Annotated in this window: 15 protein-coding genes; 10 read left to right on the top strand and 5 right to left on the bottom strand. The window is 47.6% G+C overall.

The genetic code is table 11. The annotated features are described in order from the left end of the window. The first annotated feature begins 4 nt into the window (after positions 1–4). Positions 5–1360 carry a hemolysin family protein gene (locus tag ACS5WU_RS02855; RefSeq protein ID WP_200896512.1) on the top strand — a complete coding sequence of 452 codons (1356 nt, stop codon included), beginning with the start codon at positions 5–7 and terminating at the stop codon, positions 1358–1360. A gap of 198 nt (positions 1361–1558) precedes the next feature. Here ACS5WU_RS02855 and ACS5WU_RS02850 read toward each other — a convergent pair whose 3' ends face one another. The 3 genes from ACS5WU_RS02850 to pdxR all read right to left on the bottom strand — a co-directional run bounded on the left by ACS5WU_RS02850 (position 1559) and on the right by pdxR (position 4843). Beyond that, complete coding sequence (locus tag ACS5WU_RS02850; protein WP_046442236.1) at positions 1559–2008, bottom strand: MarR family winged helix-turn-helix transcriptional regulator; 450 nt, start codon at positions 2006–2008, stop codon at positions 1559–1561. Further along, on the bottom strand, positions 1995–3338 hold the full coding sequence (locus tag ACS5WU_RS02845) for an MATE family efflux transporter (RefSeq protein ID WP_465088923.1): 1344 nt from the start codon (positions 3336–3338) through the stop codon (positions 1995–1997). Before ACS5WU_RS02845 ends, ACS5WU_RS02850 begins: the two co-directional genes overlap by 14 nt. Before the next feature lie 101 nt (positions 3339–3439). Beyond that, entirely contained in the window at positions 3440–4843 is a 1404-nt protein-coding gene (pdxR, locus tag ACS5WU_RS02840) for a MocR-like pyridoxine biosynthesis transcription factor PdxR (protein ID WP_302761591.1), read from the bottom strand. A 115-nt stretch (positions 4844–4958) separates the two neighbouring features. On the opposite strand from pdxR, the gene pdxS reads away from it, so the two are divergent. Together pdxS and pdxT are read left to right on the top strand one after the other, a co-directional pair. Further along, entirely contained in the window at positions 4959–5834 is an 876-nt protein-coding gene (pdxS, locus tag ACS5WU_RS02835) for a pyridoxal 5'-phosphate synthase lyase subunit PdxS (RefSeq protein ID WP_302761593.1), read from the top strand. Between the two features lies 1 nt (position 5835). Then, positions 5836–6438 (top strand): pyridoxal 5'-phosphate synthase glutaminase subunit PdxT, encoded by a 603-nt coding sequence (gene pdxT / locus ACS5WU_RS02830; RefSeq protein WP_465088922.1) that lies wholly within the window; start codon positions 5836–5838, stop codon positions 6436–6438. 50 nt (positions 6439–6488) lie between these two features. Here pdxT and ACS5WU_RS02825 read toward each other — a convergent pair whose 3' ends face one another. Then, positions 6489–7400, bottom strand: a complete 912-nt coding sequence (locus ACS5WU_RS02825) for a serine O-acetyltransferase (protein ID WP_046442231.1) — start codon at positions 7398–7400, stop codon at positions 6489–6491. Between the two features lie 271 nt (positions 7401–7671). Here ACS5WU_RS02825 and metA point away from each other — a divergent pair, with 271 nt between their 5' ends. Genes metA through ACS5WU_RS02800 form a run of 5 tightly spaced genes read left to right on the top strand, consistent with a single transcriptional unit; the run spans position 7672 to position 12178 of the window. Then, complete coding sequence (metA, locus tag ACS5WU_RS02820) at positions 7672–8598, top strand: homoserine O-acetyltransferase MetA (RefSeq protein WP_046442230.1); 927 nt, start codon at positions 7672–7674, stop codon at positions 8596–8598. A gap of 5 nt (positions 8599–8603) precedes the next feature. Further along, on the top strand, positions 8604–9518 hold the full coding sequence (cysK, locus tag ACS5WU_RS02815; RefSeq protein WP_059108889.1) for a cysteine synthase A: 915 nt from the start codon (positions 8604–8606) through the stop codon (positions 9516–9518). 25 nt (positions 9519–9543) lie between these two features. Beyond that, a complete protein-coding gene (locus ACS5WU_RS02810) occupies positions 9544–9975 on the top strand; it encodes an RbsD/FucU family protein (protein ID WP_046442227.1) in 432 nt (143 codons plus the stop codon). Between the two features lie 22 nt (positions 9976–9997). Continuing rightward, positions 9998–11083, top strand: a complete 1086-nt coding sequence (locus ACS5WU_RS02805; protein WP_046442226.1) for an iron-containing alcohol dehydrogenase family protein — start codon at positions 9998–10000, stop codon at positions 11081–11083. A gap of 9 nt (positions 11084–11092) precedes the next feature. Continuing rightward, complete coding sequence (locus ACS5WU_RS02800) at positions 11093–12178, top strand: hypothetical protein (protein WP_046442225.1); 1086 nt, start codon at positions 11093–11095, stop codon at positions 12176–12178. Between the two features lie 67 nt (positions 12179–12245). On the opposite strand, the gene ACS5WU_RS02795 is transcribed toward ACS5WU_RS02800, so the two are convergent. After that, entirely contained in the window at positions 12246–13415 is a 1170-nt protein-coding gene (locus ACS5WU_RS02795; RefSeq protein WP_059108890.1) for an iron-containing alcohol dehydrogenase, read from the bottom strand. Between the two features lie 272 nt (positions 13416–13687). Here ACS5WU_RS02795 and ACS5WU_RS02790 point away from each other — a divergent pair, with 272 nt between their 5' ends. Continuing rightward, positions 13688–15430, top strand: a complete 1743-nt coding sequence (locus ACS5WU_RS02790) for an ABC transporter ATP-binding protein (RefSeq protein ID WP_302762028.1) — start codon at positions 13688–13690, stop codon at positions 15428–15430. Further along, entirely contained in the window at positions 15423–17168 is a 1746-nt protein-coding gene (locus tag ACS5WU_RS02785) for an ABC transporter ATP-binding protein (protein ID WP_059108892.1), read from the top strand. The genes ACS5WU_RS02790 and ACS5WU_RS02785 overlap by 8 nt, the downstream gene beginning before the upstream one ends. Positions 17169–17195 lie beyond the last annotated feature (27 nt).

Here is a 17195-nt window from a genome sequence, read left to right as displayed (position 1 = left end):
ATTTGTGGAAATAGACCCATTGGTGTGGCAGCTTTTATTGCAGGTAGTTTTGATTGCAATCAATGCTTTTTTTGCCTCTACCGAAATTGCAGTCATTTCGCTGAATGCGAATAAGGTTCGTAAGCAGGCCGAAGAAGGGGACAAGAAAGCAAAGCAAATGCTCAAAATGGTAGAAATTCCGGCTGGCTTCTTATCAACAATCCAGATTGGGATTACGCTCGCCGGCTTTTTGGGTAGCGCCTTTGCGGCAGATAATTTCGCAAGCCGCCTTGTAGACTGGATGGTAAACGTGCAGGGAGTGACGTCGATCTCGCCCGATACGCTCAATACCATTGCCGTCATCATCATAACGCTGATCTTATCGTATTTTACGCTTGTATTTGGAGAACTCGTTCCAAAACGTATTGCAATGCAAAAACCCGATAGGGTTGCGCGCAAGTCGGCAGGTGTGATCACTGCGCTTTCTATTGTGATGAAGCCGATCGTCTGGTTGCTTTCCGTTTCCACAAACGGTATCCTGCGGCTTTTGCGGATGAATCCCAATGAAGAGGAGGAGGCCGTGACCGAGGAGGAGATTCGGCTGATGGTTGACGTCGGAGAAGAACGCGGCACCATCGAAGCAGCGGAACGGGAGATGATTGAGAACATTTTTGAGTTCAACAATACGACTGCGAAAGATGTAATGATGCACCGCACGAACGTGACGGCAATCTGGAAGGAAGATACGCCGGAGGAAATCCTGAAGGTAATCAGGGAAAGCGGGCTTTCGCGGTTTCCGGTATATGACGAGGATATTGACGATGTGGTTGGCGTGCTTAGTACGCGGGCATATTTGCTCAACGAAAAGAGCGCGCATCCAAAGCCGCTGATGGATATTATATATCCGGCCTATTGCGTTCCGGAATCAGTCCATACGGATGTGCTTTTCAGAGAAATGCAGCGGCAGAAAATTCATATTGCTATCGTGGTGGACGAGTACGGCGGAATGAGCGGTATCGTTACAATGGAGGATCTTCTCGAGGAGATCGTAGGAAATATTTACGACGAATTTGATCCGCAGGACGAACAGGAGATTATCGCGGTCAAAGATAACCTGTGGCGTATCTCAGGCTCGGCGGAAATCAGAAATATCGCGGAGGTGTTAGAAATAGAACTTCCGGAGGACGAGGATTTCGATACGCTTGGCGGCCTTGTGTTCAGCAGGTTGAATACGATCCCGGAAGACGGAAGCCATCCGAGTGTGGATGCCTTTGGGCTCCATATCCATGTTGAGAAGATCGAAGACCGGCGCGTCGAATGGGCGCTTGTATCCAAGCTCGATCAAATGAGCGGGAGCGAAGGGAAAGAGGAAAAGAAATAGAATAAAAATGCAGCCTTATGGCTGCATTTTTTATGAAAAAAGGAATGGAATCTTCCTTTTGATATTCAGAAAAATTCTACATAATTATCACACAGCAATCACAAACAGGGATTAAGATAAAACCATAGATTTTTTCTTCATAAATTCCTTCTCAGTGTTAGTACAAAAAACCTTTCCTCCTTCACAGGGAAAGGTTTTTTACTTTGGACATAGCTGCTCTGAAAGCGCGTCTGCAAGCATACGAAGTCCTTGTGTTACTGCCTTGCGCTGCGCGGTAGTCATGCTCTGGTAAGCCTTTATTTCAGCCTGCTCCAGTTTTGTGAGTACATCATCAGCATATGCTTTTCCTTCTTCAGTTAAAAACACGAGCTTATTACGCCTGTCGCCCGGATTTTCTTTACGGAATAAAAATCCCTGTTTTTCGAGCTTGTGAAGAATAAAAGAAATGGTTTGCTTAGGCAGGAGGAGCTTGCGGCACAGGCTCTGTTGCGTACAACCATCCTTGGCACTGGCAATTTCATAAAGCGACAATATCATATTTTCCGAAGTGCCGTGACTTTGCGCCCAGCTGGAATAAGCATAATTGATTTTGAACCAGTTTTCGTAATAAAGATCGATTTCCTTTCTGATTTCTTCATTTTGTTTCATAAGAATACTCCAATCGATTTATTTTATGAAAATGGCGATATTTCCTGAACAGAAACGCCACAATGACGACAAGTGCAAGCTGGGCTGCAGGCATCGCGAGCCATATTCCCGTCACGTCAAACAGCAGGGGAAGCGTAAACAGGAAAAGCGGCGTAAGGACAAGCGGATCGATATAGATAATAATTGCAGAAAACCGCGTATTCTGTGTTGCGTAGAAAAATGAGGAAGCAAGCCTTGTAATGCCAACCAGTGGAAAGGCGAAGGATGAAATAACGAGCGCCTGAGAGACAAGCGCCGCAGTTTCGCTGGAAGCGCCAAAGATTGCAGGGATTCCTGTACGGCATAGGATTCCTACGCAAAGAAGCGCACCACTCAAAATCAGTACCATGGCAAAGGCCCGTTTCAGGATGGAATCTACATGCTGCTGTTGTTTTGCACCGTTAAAATAACTGACAAGGGGCTGTATTCCTTCGCCAACGCCATATAAAAGCTGCTGCACTGAGGTCACAAAATACATCAGTACAGAATACGCCGCAACCACAACGCCGCCGCCATAAGCAAGACACTGCCAGTTTGCGAGAATAATAACGATCGAGGGCGCGAAGGAAATACCAAAGGGTGAAAATCCGATTTTAAGGAGTTTCCCAATGGTACGGATGTCAGGGCGCATCGTTTTGTATGAAAGACGGTTTTCCTTTTTGGAAAGCAGCATAATAAGGCTGACGGCAGCGACGATTGCCTGTGCAATTACGGTTGCGAGTGCTGCTCCGAACATTCCCCAGCCAAAGCCCATGATAAACAGGGCATCGAGCACAATATTGGTTCCAAGGCCGCTGATCATAGCGATCATGGCGGAAATCGTCTTTCCCTTGTTGCGCAGGAGAGGAACAATCCCCGTCCCTAAAATCTGGCAGGCGCTGCCTGCGGCAACAATCTGAGTATATTCGGCTGCCGCCTGTAATAACTCGCCCTCAGCTCCGAGGAAGCTTAAGATTGGGACATAGAATAATGAGAGGATTACCGTCATTGCGATGCTGAAGAAAATCAGCACAAAAAAGGTGTTCCCGTAAGCCCGGCGGGATTCCTCAAGACGGCCTTCGCCGAGACGTGTAGACATCACGACCGAGCCTCCCGCGCCAATTCCGGTGCCCGCAGCAAGAAGAAAAGCCGCGATAGGCCAGGAAAGATTGATTGCGGCAAGACCGGTATCGCCGATTGCATGGCCAACGAAAAATCCGTCTATGATCGCATAGAAACCCATAAGAAGCATGGTTAGCATGGATGGGATAACGTACCTGAAAAATTGTTTTTCGCTTGGTTGCGTTTGCATGGTTCACCTCATTCTATAAAATAGAGTAAATTAAAATTAGTACGATATTGGACATTTTACAGAATGGAAAACGATATGTCAAGCATTCGTCGAAATTTATTTTAAAACCATGCTGTCTGTAGTAAATGTGCCACTTCCGTAAGCTCGTCCGGTTGGTAACCGGAGTAACCAACCACTATGGCAGGAAAAACAGGTGATGCGTAGGAGTTATGATAGTAGGATGAAAGCCCGTAAACCCGTACTCCTTTTTTTTGTGCTGAAGAGACCAGTAACTGCTCGTCCATTCCGTTTTCTACCGTAAGCAAGAGATGAAGGCCGGAATCCTGGCCGCTGATTTTAATAAGTGATTTTGGTATGTTTTTTGTCAGGTGTGAAATAAAAGTATCGCGGCAGAACTTATAGCGGCCGCGCATGCGGCTCAGATGCCGTTCAAAATAACCGCGGCTGAGGAATTTATTCAGCGTTTCCTGTTCAAAGCTTGGTATGGTACAGGAGTAAAAGTATAATTCCTGATGGAAACGCCGTACAAGATGCGGAGGTAAAACCATATAGCTGATACGCAGGGAAGGGGCAAGCGTTTTTGCAAAGGTATTCATATAGATGACACGCTCATTTGTGTCAAGGCTTTGCAGCGCGGGTATTGGCCTTCCGGAAAAACGAAATTCGCTGTCATAATCGTCTTCAATGATGTAGCGTTTTTCTCCTTTGCCTGCCCAGTCCAGAAGGGATTGCCGGCGGCCAATGGGAGTAACGATGCCAAGAGGAAAATGGTGCGAGGGCGTTACATGAAGAACATTGACGGAGCAGGAAGAGAGCACGTCGATATCTATACCGTTGTGATCCAGGGGTATAAATACTGTCTTGAGGCCGTTTGCATTCAGGATACGGGCTGTTTTTGGGTACCCCGGGTTTTCCACTGCATACGTACTGTCGCGGCCCAGAAGCTGCGTAATGAGACCAAGGAGATACTCTGAACCCGCGCCCAAAACGATTTGGGACGGCTGGGCGTCAATTCCGCGAAAGTCGTGGAGATACCGTACGATTTCCTGGCGAAGTGATAAATTGCCCTGCGGAACGGCGGCACGCAGCAGCTCCTGGCTGTTTTCGTTGAGGCATTCACGCATCAGCTTTGCCCAAACCGAGAAGGGGAAGTGCTGTGTATCCACAGAATTGGTCCTGAGATCAAATTGAATGGACGGCGGCGTATGGGGAGGTTCAAAGCTTTCATGCGGAACAGACGGAGAAGAATTTATATGGTAACCGGAAAATTCGTTGACGAAATAACCGCGCTTGGGCAGAGAATAGATATAACCCTCAGCGCTAAGCTGTGCATACGCATTTTCGATTGTACTTTGGCTGATTTTCAAGTGCACGGAAAATTTACGCTTGGATGGGAGCCGTTGCCCTTTTATAAGGTTTCCGCATTCTATTTCACTGCGGATATAGCGGTATAATTGTTCGTAAACGGGTATTTTATCATGATGTTTTAAAATAGGCGTTAACATGGAAACCTCCAATCTGGCATGCTAAAAAAGAATAAAACTGGCGATTGAATACAGATCAGTTGTGGTTATAATCATAGTCGTAAACAATAACAATGTCAAGAAAGGAACTTGAAAAATGGCAGAGGAACGATATGAACTGAACAAGAATTTAGCACAGATGCTCAAAGGCGGCGTTATTATGGATGTAACGACGCCGCAGCAGGCAAAAATTGCGGAGGATGCGGGCGCGTGTGCAGTCATGGCCCTGGAACGCATACCTGCCGATATTCGCGCGGCAGGGGGCGTTTCCCGCATGAGCGATCCGGGTATGATCCGCGGGATACAGAAAGCTGTAAGCATTCCGGTCATGGCGAAGGTGAGGATAGGTCATTTCGCGGAAGCACAGATACTTCAGGCAATCCAGATCGATTATATCGATGAAAGCGAAGTGCTTTCTCCAGCGGATGATGTTTACCACATTGACAAAACACAATTTAAGGTACCGTTCGTATGCGGCGCAAAGGATCTGTCGGAGGCGCTTCGCAGAATTGCGGAAGGCGCCTCCATGATCCGAACAAAAGGCGAACCCGGAACGGGAGATATTGTTCAGGCGGTGCGGCATATGCGTATGCTGACAAGTGAAATGAGAAGAATTTCATCACTTGCGGAGGACGAATTATTTGAATCGGCAAAAAAATTGGGCGTACCATATGAGCTGTTGCGCTATGTGCATGGGAACGGAAAACTGCCGGTTGTAAATTTTGCGGCGGGCGGAATCGCAACTCCGGCTGACGCGGCATTGATGATGCAGCTTGGCGCGGAAGGCGTTTTTGTTGGCTCAGGTATCTTTAAGTCGGGAAATCCGGAAAAACGCGCCGCTGCAATCGTCGCGGCAGTAACGAATTATCACGATGCGGATATGCTCGCGCGGCTTTCCGAGGATCTTGGAGAAGCGATGGTTGGAATCAACGAACAGGAGATTGAGATCCTGATGGCGGAACGGGGAAAATAAGATGAACATAGGAGTATTGGCTCTTCAAGGCGCTTTTGCCGAGCACATTGGCATTTTGGAGAATGAGGGAATCACATGCTTTGAAATACGAAAAAAGAGCGACATACCGGGACAAAAAATGGATGGGCTGATTTTGCCGGGCGGGGAGAGTACTGTGATGAGAAAGCTTCTGGTAAGACTGGATTTGCTGGAACCGCTTCAGGAGATGATTCGAAACGGCCTGCCGGTGCTGGGGACGTGTGCGGGGCTGATTCTTCTTGCAAAAAGGATTACGGGCGGTGATCAGCCATGCTTTGCCTGCATGGATACGACAGTCAGGCGTAACGCATATGGCAGGCAGCTTGGCAGTTTTGAGGTGATAGAGGAATTTGTGGGGATTGGGCTGATCCCAATGACGTTTATCCGCGGACCATATATTGAATCGGCAGGGAAAAATGTGGATATTCTTGCAAGAGTAGATGAGAAGATTGTAGCGGCCAGGCAGGGAAATATGCTGGTAACCGCATTTCATCCGGAGCTGACTGATAACCGCAGCGTACATCGATATTTTTTGGATATTGTGCGAAACAATTACAGGGAGGCTCCGGCAGGAAGAAGCGCGTGAAAAGCGTCAACTAAAAAAGCAGGCATGGCGCCTGCTTTTTACGATCAATTTTATTTTCCGATAATTGGCGAGGGCGTTGAGTTATAAACAGTCGTGCCGGGATCGATTGAATGTGTAAGCCAGACATTACCGCCGATCACACAGTTTTCGCCAATCACCGTATCGCCGCCCAGAATGGTTGCTCCGGAATAAATAACGACGTTGTCCCTGATATCAGGATGACGTTTTACCCCTTTCACAGGATGACCTTTTTCGTCCAGTTCAAAGCTCTTTGCGCCAAGCGTTACGCCCTGATATATTTTCACATGTTTGCCAATGGTACAGGTTTCTCCAATAACAACGCCTGTGCCATGGTCAATAAAGAAATATTCGCCGATCGTTGCGCCGGGATGGATATCAATTCCGGTTTTGCTGTGGGCCTGTTCCGTCATAATACGAGGTAAGAGAGGTATATGCCGTCTCTGAAGCGCGTGGGCGAGCCTGTAAATGCTGACGGCCTCAAAGCCGGGATAAGCAAGGAGTATCTCTTCATTGGAAATTGCAGCCGGATCGCCGCAGTACGCCGCCTCGATATCGGTATTCAGCAAGCGGGCAATTTCAGGCAGCTGGTCCATAAAGTGCAGGGTAATGCGCCGCGCGTTTTTCCTGCATTTATCGCAATCCAGACGTTCGCGTTTTTGAAGGTGGCACTGGTTTACCATAACCTCCGCTACAATACAGTCAAGAAGGATTGCCGCTTCTTTCAGGCGGGAAGTAACATTTTTATGCAGGTCCGCCTCCTTTACAACTGCCGTATCATAAATATTTGGAAACATGGCGCTGCGGATCAAATTTATAAATGCGGCGACTTTTTGTTTCATTCCAAAGCCACTGATTGTATCGCCGTTGATATTATGCGCGTTGATGCCAATGATTTTATCTGCGATCTCAGGCGCGGTTTTTTTGGTCCATTCTTCCAGCATGATCGTCCTCCAAACGCTGCATTTTTATAAATAGCTCCAGATGCTTTTCGCGTAATGTGCGAGGTTGCCCGGACAAAAAGAGATTACTATTTTATAAAAAAGTGTACTTATATTATATAGTTATTGTATAATAGATGTCAAAGAAACTTTTATAGCGGAGTCATTGAAGAATAGGGGGGCATATCTTTCTGGAATTCTTTATTGACAGAGCATGCAGCGTGCGTGATTGTGGTATTTGTCATGGCAGGGCTGCAGAAAGGGGAATGCAAGTATGCCTATTAATATCAACAGCAAATTGCCGGCAGCAAAAGTATTGGCGCAGGAGGGCATATTTACGATGCCCTTTGAGCGTGCCGAGGAGCAGGATATCCGTCCGCTCCGAATTGCGATTCTCAACATCATGCCCACCAAGGAACAAACGGAGACACAGCTGATGCGGCTGCTGGCGAATTCGCCGTTGCAGGTGGAGATCGTTTTGCTGCACCCGGCGACTCATGTATCCAAAAATACGCCGATTGAACATCTGAATACGTTTTATAATACATTTGACGATGTAAAAAACCAGAAGTTTGACGGGCTGATTATTACAGGCGCGCCTGTGGAACAAATACCCTTCGAGCAGGTGACCTACTGGAAGGAGCTCGAGGAGATTATGGACTGGAGCCTGCAAAACGTTTATTCAACACTCCATATTTGCTGGGCGGCGCAGGCTGGGCTTTATTATCATTATGGGATTCCAAAGTACCCTTTGGAGCAAAAGCTTTCCGGCATATACCTTCATAAACGTACGGATGACAATAGTCCGTTGATGCGCGGGTTTGACGATGTTTTCTGGGCGCCGCACTCGCGGCACAGCTATATCAAAAAAGCGGATGTGGAAAAGAAAAGTCAGCTTCATATTCTGTGCGAGTTTGGCGAAGAGGGCCTTTATATGGTCAGTGCGAAACGCGGACGGCAGATATTTGTTACAGGTCATCCGGAATATGACGCAAATACGCTGAAAACAGAATATATAAGGGATCTTACAAAAGGGATGGAAGTGCCGATGCCTGTCAACTACTTTACGGATAACGATCCCAAAAAGCCGCCGCTCGTTCGTTGGCGCGGACATGCAAACCTGTTGTTTAATAACTGGCTCAATTATTATGTATATCAGGAAACGCCGTATGACTTACAGGCGATTAAAAATGAGGAGTGATTGGTATGAAACTTGCGAAAAAATTGACAGACCTGATCGGCGATACACCGCTGCTTCAGCTTAACAACATCAACCCTGCAATCTGGGCAAAGCTCGAATATTTTAATCCGCAGGGGAGCGTGAAAGACAGGGCGGCCTATTATATGATCAAAGACGGAATCGACCGCGGCCTTATTAAGGACGATACGGTAATTGTGGAATCGACAAGTGGAAATACGGGAATTGCGCTTGCCTATATCTGTACCTGCCTTGGTTTGCGTCTGGTGCTTACCATGCCGGAATCCATGAGTATCGAGCGCAGGAACCTTCTTGCAGCTCTTGGCGCGGAACTGGTGCTTACGCCGGCTGCAAAAGGAATGCGCGGCGCGATCGAGCAGGCGAAAGAAATTTGCGCCAAAGAAAACGGATATATGCCAAACCAGTTTGAAAGCCCGGCGAACGTGCAGGCCCACAAAGAAACAACCGCGCCTGAAATCCTGCGCGATCTGGTAGACGATGTGGATATTTTTGTCGCGGGCGTGGGAACGGGAGGAACGATCACAGGCTGCGGAGAAGTATTTAAGGAACGGCTTTCGGATGTGCAGATTGTGGCGGTTGAGCCCGCCGAGAGCCCGGTGCTGTCCGGAGGAAAAGCGGCTCCGCACAAAATACAGGGAATTGGTGCGGGCTTCGTACCAAAGATTTTAAACAGGGACGTGATTGACGAAGTGATGCAGATCAGCGCGGAAGAGGCGTATGAAATGGCCCGCACACTGGCGCACAAGGAAGGCGTATTGTGCGGTGTGTCGTCGGGAGCGGCGCTTGCTGCGGCTGTTAAGCTTGCAGAGAGGCCGGAAAACGCAGGTAAGAAAGTTGTCGTAGTACTGCCGGATACCGGAGAACGGTATTTGTCTACGGATCTATTCAGTAACAATCAATAATTGAAAAGGATAAGGGGTGTTTATTATGTTAAAGAATATACCATCTATTATTTCTCCTGAGCTGATGTATGCGCTCATGAATATGGGGCATGGAGACGAAATTTGTTTTGGAGACGCTAATTTTCCGGCGGATTCCATGGGGCAGAGAGTGATCCGTGCGGATGGGCACAAAATTACAGAGCTTCTGGAAGCGGTGCTCGAGCTGATGCCGCTGGATATTTTTGTGGATCAACCGGCAGTTCTTATGGACGCGCCTGCCGGAGATGAGCCGGGCGTATGGAAAAAGTATGATGAAATTATCAGGAATAAGGACTTTTCAGGCGGTTACAAGAACGGATTTGAAAAGATGGAGAGGTTTGCCTTTTATGACCGTGCACGCGAATGCTATGCAGTAGTCGCGACCGGGGAAAGCGAAGGCTATGCAAACATAATTTTAAAGAAAGGCGTTATTTTGTAACAGCGGTAAAGAGGGCATAAGAATGGAATTTACGTTTCAAATTCCCACTAAAATCATAGTGGGCGAAGATTGTGTGAAAAAAAATGCGTCGCTTCTTTCCTCATTTGGAAAACGTGCTGTGATCGTAAAATCGGGTTCCGCAGGTAAAAATGGCGCGCTCAGTGATCTGTGTGCGGCTCTTGAGCAGGAGGACGTTTGTTACCATGTATGTGAAAATGTGCCGCCGAATCCTTCGCCGGAAGATGTCGCAAAGTTATTGGGTTATGCGCCGAATTTTGATTTTATAGTCACTGTGGGCGGCGGAAGCGCGATGGACGCGGCTAAAGGCGTTGCGGTGCTTGCAACGAACGATATGCCGGCGGAAGGACTCTACGAAAAATCTTATCAAAACGCGCCGCTGCCAGTGATTGCCATACCAACGACATGCGGTACGGGCAGCGAAGTGACCGCTGTTTCTGTATTGACCGTCGGGGAGACAAAAAAATCGTTTGCGAAGCCGGAGCTTTTTCCCGCAGTTGCATTACTTGACGCAAAGTATCTTAAAACGCTGCCGGACCACGTGATGATCGACACGGCGCTTGACGCATTGGCGCATTGCGTAGAAGGATACCTGATCTTTGAATCGTGGGCGACGCAGATGCTCGCGGAGGAGGCGTTCCGTAATTTTGCTCAGTATAAGGAAGCGCTCAAAGCCTGTAAGTTTACGCCGGAACAGCTTCAATTAATGCTTTATACTTCCACCTTGGGAGGAATTGTGATCAGCATGGCGGGAACGTCCGCCGTACATACAATCGGTTATCCGCTTACCGTGCAAAAAGACATTCCACATGGACGTGCGTGCGCCCTGACGCTGGGCAGGTACGTTGAATTTGTATACGATGCAAATAAGGAAAAGGTCGATAAACTTTGCAGCCTGCTGCAGGTGGACGGCGTACAGGGATTCATTGGCATGATCGATGAAATTTTAGGGGAAAAACCACGTGTAACGAAGGAAGAACTGGAACGTTTCACAGAAATTTCTGCGGCTGACGCGATCCGGAAAAAGAATGCAAAACCGGTTACAAAGGCTGACATCATGAAAATTTATCTTGCATCGCTGCTTGGATAGGAGGAAGGCATGAATAAATCACTGGGAGAGGTATTCCGTTCTGCCTGGAATACGACAAGTCATAATTTCAAAACGCTTTTTACGGGGCTTCTTGCCTATACGGTGCCAACCTTGCTTCTTTCGATTTGCTCTTCGGCAATTTCGCAAAATCCGCGTATGGTATCATTGGGAGGGACGATTTCAATTTTATCGATCCTCTACATGGTATTTGCTTCACCGCTGTTTATGGCTTATATGGTCAGCATACTGCGTTCTTATCACCTGACGGGCGTTCCAGCGACCTTTGCAAACGCCTGGGGAGCGGCAAAGGCAAACTATGTCAGATACCTGACGACGCTACTGGCGGGGATTGTAATTACGTTTGCCGCAGTGATCATCATCATGCTTATTTATATGCTGGTAGCGGCAGGGACGATCGTTTCCTCGATCGGAATGTTTTCAGGTGTGAACAGTATAACCGACGTTATGGCTGTGATCGCCGTGATCCTTCCGGCGATTATCGTGCTTGTCGTATTACTGATGCTCTACATGTTCTGCATCAGCTTCGTACAGTTTATTCCGGGAATGGAGGCGACCAGCGGGTTTGGCGCTGTGTTTAAATCTTTCCGCTATATTTTCCGCGGCAATTTCTGGAAGAGTCTCGGACACGTCTTACTGATTGGCATTATTGTTTCAGTCATTGAAATGGCTGTCATGCTTCCGTGGCTGATACCGTATTTCTCAATGCTTTTTGCAATACCTTATGGGATTTCAACAGACATGCTTACTACAGCAAGCTCGACTCTCATGTTTTGGACGCCGCTTGCAACAGCAGTCAGCACGGTGATTGGGATTTTACTGCAAACGTTTACCACACCGTATATGTTTGAGGTATACCTGAATGCAAAGAGTGTGAGTGATGGAAAGGATTCGCAGGGCGTTATGAATACGGCGCCGTTTAATCCTTATACCAACCCGGCGGGGAACGGCGGGCAGACATGGCAGCAGCCACAGCAGCAAACGCAGCAAATACCTCCGGCCGCTGCTCCCACAACACCGCCGGAAGCGCAACAGCAGCAGAACGAAAACAACGGGAACGATCAGAACAATCAATAAAGAATATAAATGAAAAACCGTTCATCCAACTATGGGTGAACGGTTTTTCTATAAGTAAGGAATCGAATTAGAATTCTACATCTCTGCCATAGTACGCGCAATCGAGGATTTTCCTCATGGATGCAACGTCTGTTTCACGCGGATTGCTTCCCGTACACGGATCGGCAACCGCATTTTCTGCGATGAAATCCGCGACCTTGAGGTAGTTCTCCTCAGTTACGCCGTTTTCGCAATAACTTTGTTTGATGCCAAGCTTTTTATTAAGCTCCTTTATTGCGTCAACCAGCGAATTAACCAACTGCTTTGTCGTTGCGCCGGGAAGTCCCAGGGCACGTGCGATCTCCGCAAGCTGTTCGCTGCTTGTCTTTTCGTTGTATTCAATTACATAGGGCAACAAAATCGCGTTGCAACGGCCGTGAGGGATGTCAAACTGTGCGCCCGTTTTATGCGCCAGCGAATGGGCAATCCCCAGCAGGGCATTTGAGAACGCCATACCTGCCATACACTGCGCTACGTGCATTGCGCCTCTTGCTTCCACATTGCCTTCAACGGAAGCAACGAGGTTTTCATAGATCATTTGGATTGCCTTTAATGCAAGCGCGTCAGAGAAGGGGCTGCGCAGGGCTGCCACATATGCTTCAATCGCGTGTGTAAGGGCGTCCATTCCTGTATCTGCGGTTAGGGACTTTGGCATTGTCAGAGGAATATTATTGTCGAGTATCGCAATGTCCGGTGTGATTTCAAAATCTGCCAGCGGATACTTGATCAGCGTATTGTAATCTGTAATGACTGAAAAAGCGGTTACCTCGGTGGCTGTGCCGGATGTAGACGGGATAGCCACGAAAATTGCTTTCTGGCGTAATTTTGGCATAGTAAACGGATCCTTGATATCGTCAAAGGTCTTTTCCGGATATTCATAGAACACCCACATTGCCTTTGCCGCATCAATCGGCGAACCACCGCCGATTGCGACGATTACGTCCGGTTCAAAGTCGCGCATTGCCTGGGCGCCGCGGTAAACGGTCTCAACAGAAGGATCGGGCTCGACTCCTTCAAAAAGCTTCGTTTCAAGTCCGGCTTCATGAAGAACATTTTCCAGCTTTTCAAGGAAACCGAATTTCTGCATGGAGGAACCGCCGGTCACGATGATCGCGCGTTTATAACCTTTCAGGCAGGAAAGCTCATTGATTGCGTCAGGACCAAAATACAGGTCGCGGGGTAAAGTAAATCTTGCCATAATAAAAACTTCCTTTCATAATTTTTCTTACACTTTATTGATAACCAATTAAGTGATTCAGTACTCTTTATACTGCTCATTTTCACACATTGTTAAATATATATCAAACTATATTTTCTAAATCAAAAATGATATAACGACAAAAATTATTATTAATATGGTAATTTATAATGCCTGATAAAACGCCTGAAATGGGAATAAATAGAAAGCTATCACAAAACAGTGTGATTGTGCTAATATAGTAATGGTTAAATACAAGATAGGAAAAGCGTATGTGGAAATTAGCAAGGTATTTAAAAAACTACAAAAAAGAAGTCGTTTTGGGGCCGATCTTTAAGTTGATTGAAGCGATCCTCGAGTTGATTGCCCCCCTTATTATGGCGAATATCATTGATCTGGGAATCAAAAATGCCGACAGAGATTATATCTTCCGTATGGGGGGATTAATGATTCTTATTGCTGCGGTAGGCCTTTGCTGTGCGCTTGTTTGCCAGTATTTTGCCGCAAAAGCATCCCAGGGATTTGGAACCGACCTGCGCAATCAAATGTTTGCGCATATTGGGAGGCTTAGCCATGCGGAAATTGATGACATTGGTACGCCATCGCTGATCACGCGTATCACAAACGACGTAAACCAGCTCCAGGTGGCAGTGGCGATGCTCATACGCCTTGTGATCCGTGCACCGTTTCTGGTGATTGGCGCTACCGTAATGGCAATGATTATAGATTTGAAAATGTCGGTCATTTTTCTTGTCGCGGCTGTGGGAATTGCGGTTGTGCTTTACCTTATCATGACAAAATCAGTGCCGTTCTACCGTGCGATCCAAAAGATGCTGGACAGGATTTCGCTTGTGACGAGGGAGAATCTTTCAGGCGTGCGCGTCATCCGCGCATTTTCCAAACAGGAAAAAGAACAGGAGCGGTTTCAGGAAGCTACAGGAGAGTTGCAGGATGCGGCAATCCGCGTTGGGAAAATATCCGCGCTTTTGAATCCTCTTACCTATTTGATCGTGAACCTTGCGATTATTGCCATCATTTGGTTTGGCGGAAATGCCGTTAATATGGACGCTTTAGAGCAAGGGCAAATCGTGGCCCTGGTGCAGTATATGACGCAGATATTGCTTGCGCTTATCGTCGTCGCAAATCTTGTGGTTATTTTTACAAAAGCCTCGGCTTCGGCTGTCAGGGTTAATGAGGTATTGGAACAGCAGCCGGGCATTGAGGATAAAGGGAATGAGAATATCAAAGCGGACGGCTCAACAAGTACGCCAAAAATAGAGTTTGATAACGTTTCTTTTTCCTATGGAAGCGGAGACGATGCGCTGACGGACGTCTCGGTCAGGATCATGCGGGGGCAGACAATCGGTGTGATCGGAGGTACTGGTTCCGGAAAATCGACCTTTGTCAACCTGATTCCCAGGTTTTACGACGTGGAAAAGGGAAGGGTGCTTTTTGACGGGATCGATGTGAGAGAATATCGTTTTTCGGATTTGCGCGGACAGATTGGTATGGTTCCTCAAAAAGCGGTGCTTTTTACGGGCACTGTGCGCGAAAATATGCTTTGGCGTGATGAAAATGCGACGGATCAGGAAATTTGGGATGCGCTGCGGGTGGCGCAGGCAGATGAATTTGTGGGCCGGATGCCCCAAAAGCTGGATACCCAAATTTTACAGGGGGGTAAAAATCTATCAGGGGGCCAAAAGCAAAGGCTTACCATAGCACGCGCGCTTGTTGGCGGGCCTGATGTGCTGATTCTGGATGACAGCGCGTCCGCGCTTGATTTTGCCACGGACGCTGCGCTCAGACGGGCAATCAGGGAATACAGCAGGGATATCACGGTAATTATGGTTTCCCAGCGGGCGACGACGTTAAAAAATGCAGATAAGATCATTGTCTTTGACGACGGCAGGGTAATGGGTGTGGGAACGCATGACGAACTGTTTGAAACCAATGAAATATATCGCGAGATATGCCTTTCCCAGCTCAGCGAAAGCGAGGTGAAGGGCAATGCTTAAAAACAAGGATGTGATCAAAAGGCTCGTTGGTTTTCTGGCACGTTATAAAGGATATCTGGCGATTGCTTTGGTCAGTGCCGCTCTCAGCGTTGCGATGTCTTTATGGACACCCGTTTTAATCGGTAACGCGGTGGATTTGATTGTTGGGCCGGGCAACGTTGCCTTCGCAAAGATCGTCCCGATTTTATTGACTATTGGCGTTGCAATCGGTCTTTCGGCGCTTTTCCAATGGATTATGACAAGATGCACCAACCATGTGACATATCATGCAGTGCGCGATTTGCGTGTCGCGGTATTTGAGCGGCTGAAAAATATCCCGTTAAAGTACATCGACGGACATTCCCATGGAGACCTGATCAGCAGGGTTGTAAACGACATCGACCAGATTTCCGATGGACTGTTGCAGGGATTTGCACAGCTTTTTACCGGGGTTGTGACCATTGTGGGTACGCTACTCTTTATGTTGTCTATTAATATGACGATCACGCTTGTGGTGGTATTGATTACGCCTTTATCGCTTTTTGTTGCTGCCTTTATCGCAAAAAAATCATTCCATCTGTTTCGCGAGCAGGCTACGGTACGAGGGGAGCTCAGCGGATATATCGAGGAAATGGTCGGAAACCAGAAGATTGTAAAAGCCTTTGGCTATGAGCAGAGAGCGCAGGATGCTTTCGAAGAGATCAACGGCAGGTTATATACAAGTGGAGTTAAATCGCAGTTTGCCTCATCGCTTACCAATCCAAGTACGCGTTTTGTGAATGCGATTGTTTATGCAGTGGTTGGAATTGTCGGAGCGGTTTCCGCGGTGAACGGCGGTATTTCAATCGGACAACTATCCAGTTTTTTAATTTATGCAAATCAGTATACCAAGCCCTTTAACGAGATATCCGGCGTCGTAACAGAGCTGCAAACCGCCCTCGCTTCGGCGCGCAGGGTGTTTGAGGTGTTGGACGAGCCGCTTGAAGCGCCGGACAGTCCGGATGCTGTAGTCGTAGAGACAAGCAATGGAAACGTAAGCATGGAAAATGTGTCCTTCTCCTATGTTCCGGACAGGAAGCTGATCGAAGGACTTACCGTGCATACAAGGTCAGGCGAACGTGTGGCAATCGTAGGACCAACAGGAAGCGGAAAAACTACGATCATCAATTTGTTGATGCGTTTTTACGATGTAGACAGCGGCACAATCAGTATTGACGGTAGGCAGATCAAAGCGATGACGCGCAATTCCATGCGTGCGCTTTATGGCATGGTATTGCAGGAAACGTGGCTGTTTGCGGGCAGTGTGCGCGATAATATTGCTTACGGCAAACCGGATGCTACGGAGGAAGAGATCATAGATGCCGCAAAAGCGGCGCATGCGCATAGTTTTATTAAACGCCTGCCGGATGGTTATGACACGATTATTTCGGAAGACGGCGGAAACATATCCCAGGGGCAAAAGCAGCTTTTGTGCATTGCACGGGTGATGCTGGTTCAGCCGCCGATGCTGATTCTTGACGAAGCGACAAGCAGCATTGACACGCGCACGGAAATGCAAATACAGCGGGCCTTTGAAAAGCTGATGAAAGGGCGCACCAGCTTTGTTGTGGCACACAGGCTTTCCACCATACGCGAGGCGGATTGTATCCTTGTAATGAATGAGGGGAGCATCGTAGAGCAGGGAACACATCGTGAATTGATCGAAAAAGGCGGCTTTTATGCCGGACTTTACAACAGCCAGTTTGAACAGGCTGAATAAGAAAGCAAATAAAAAAGCTGTCCTGGA

The organism is Christensenella sp. KGMB01412 (assembly GCF_055522415.1).
Note: the sequence above shows the minus strand (reverse complement) of the source record. Positions and strands in the feature narration are given on the sequence as shown.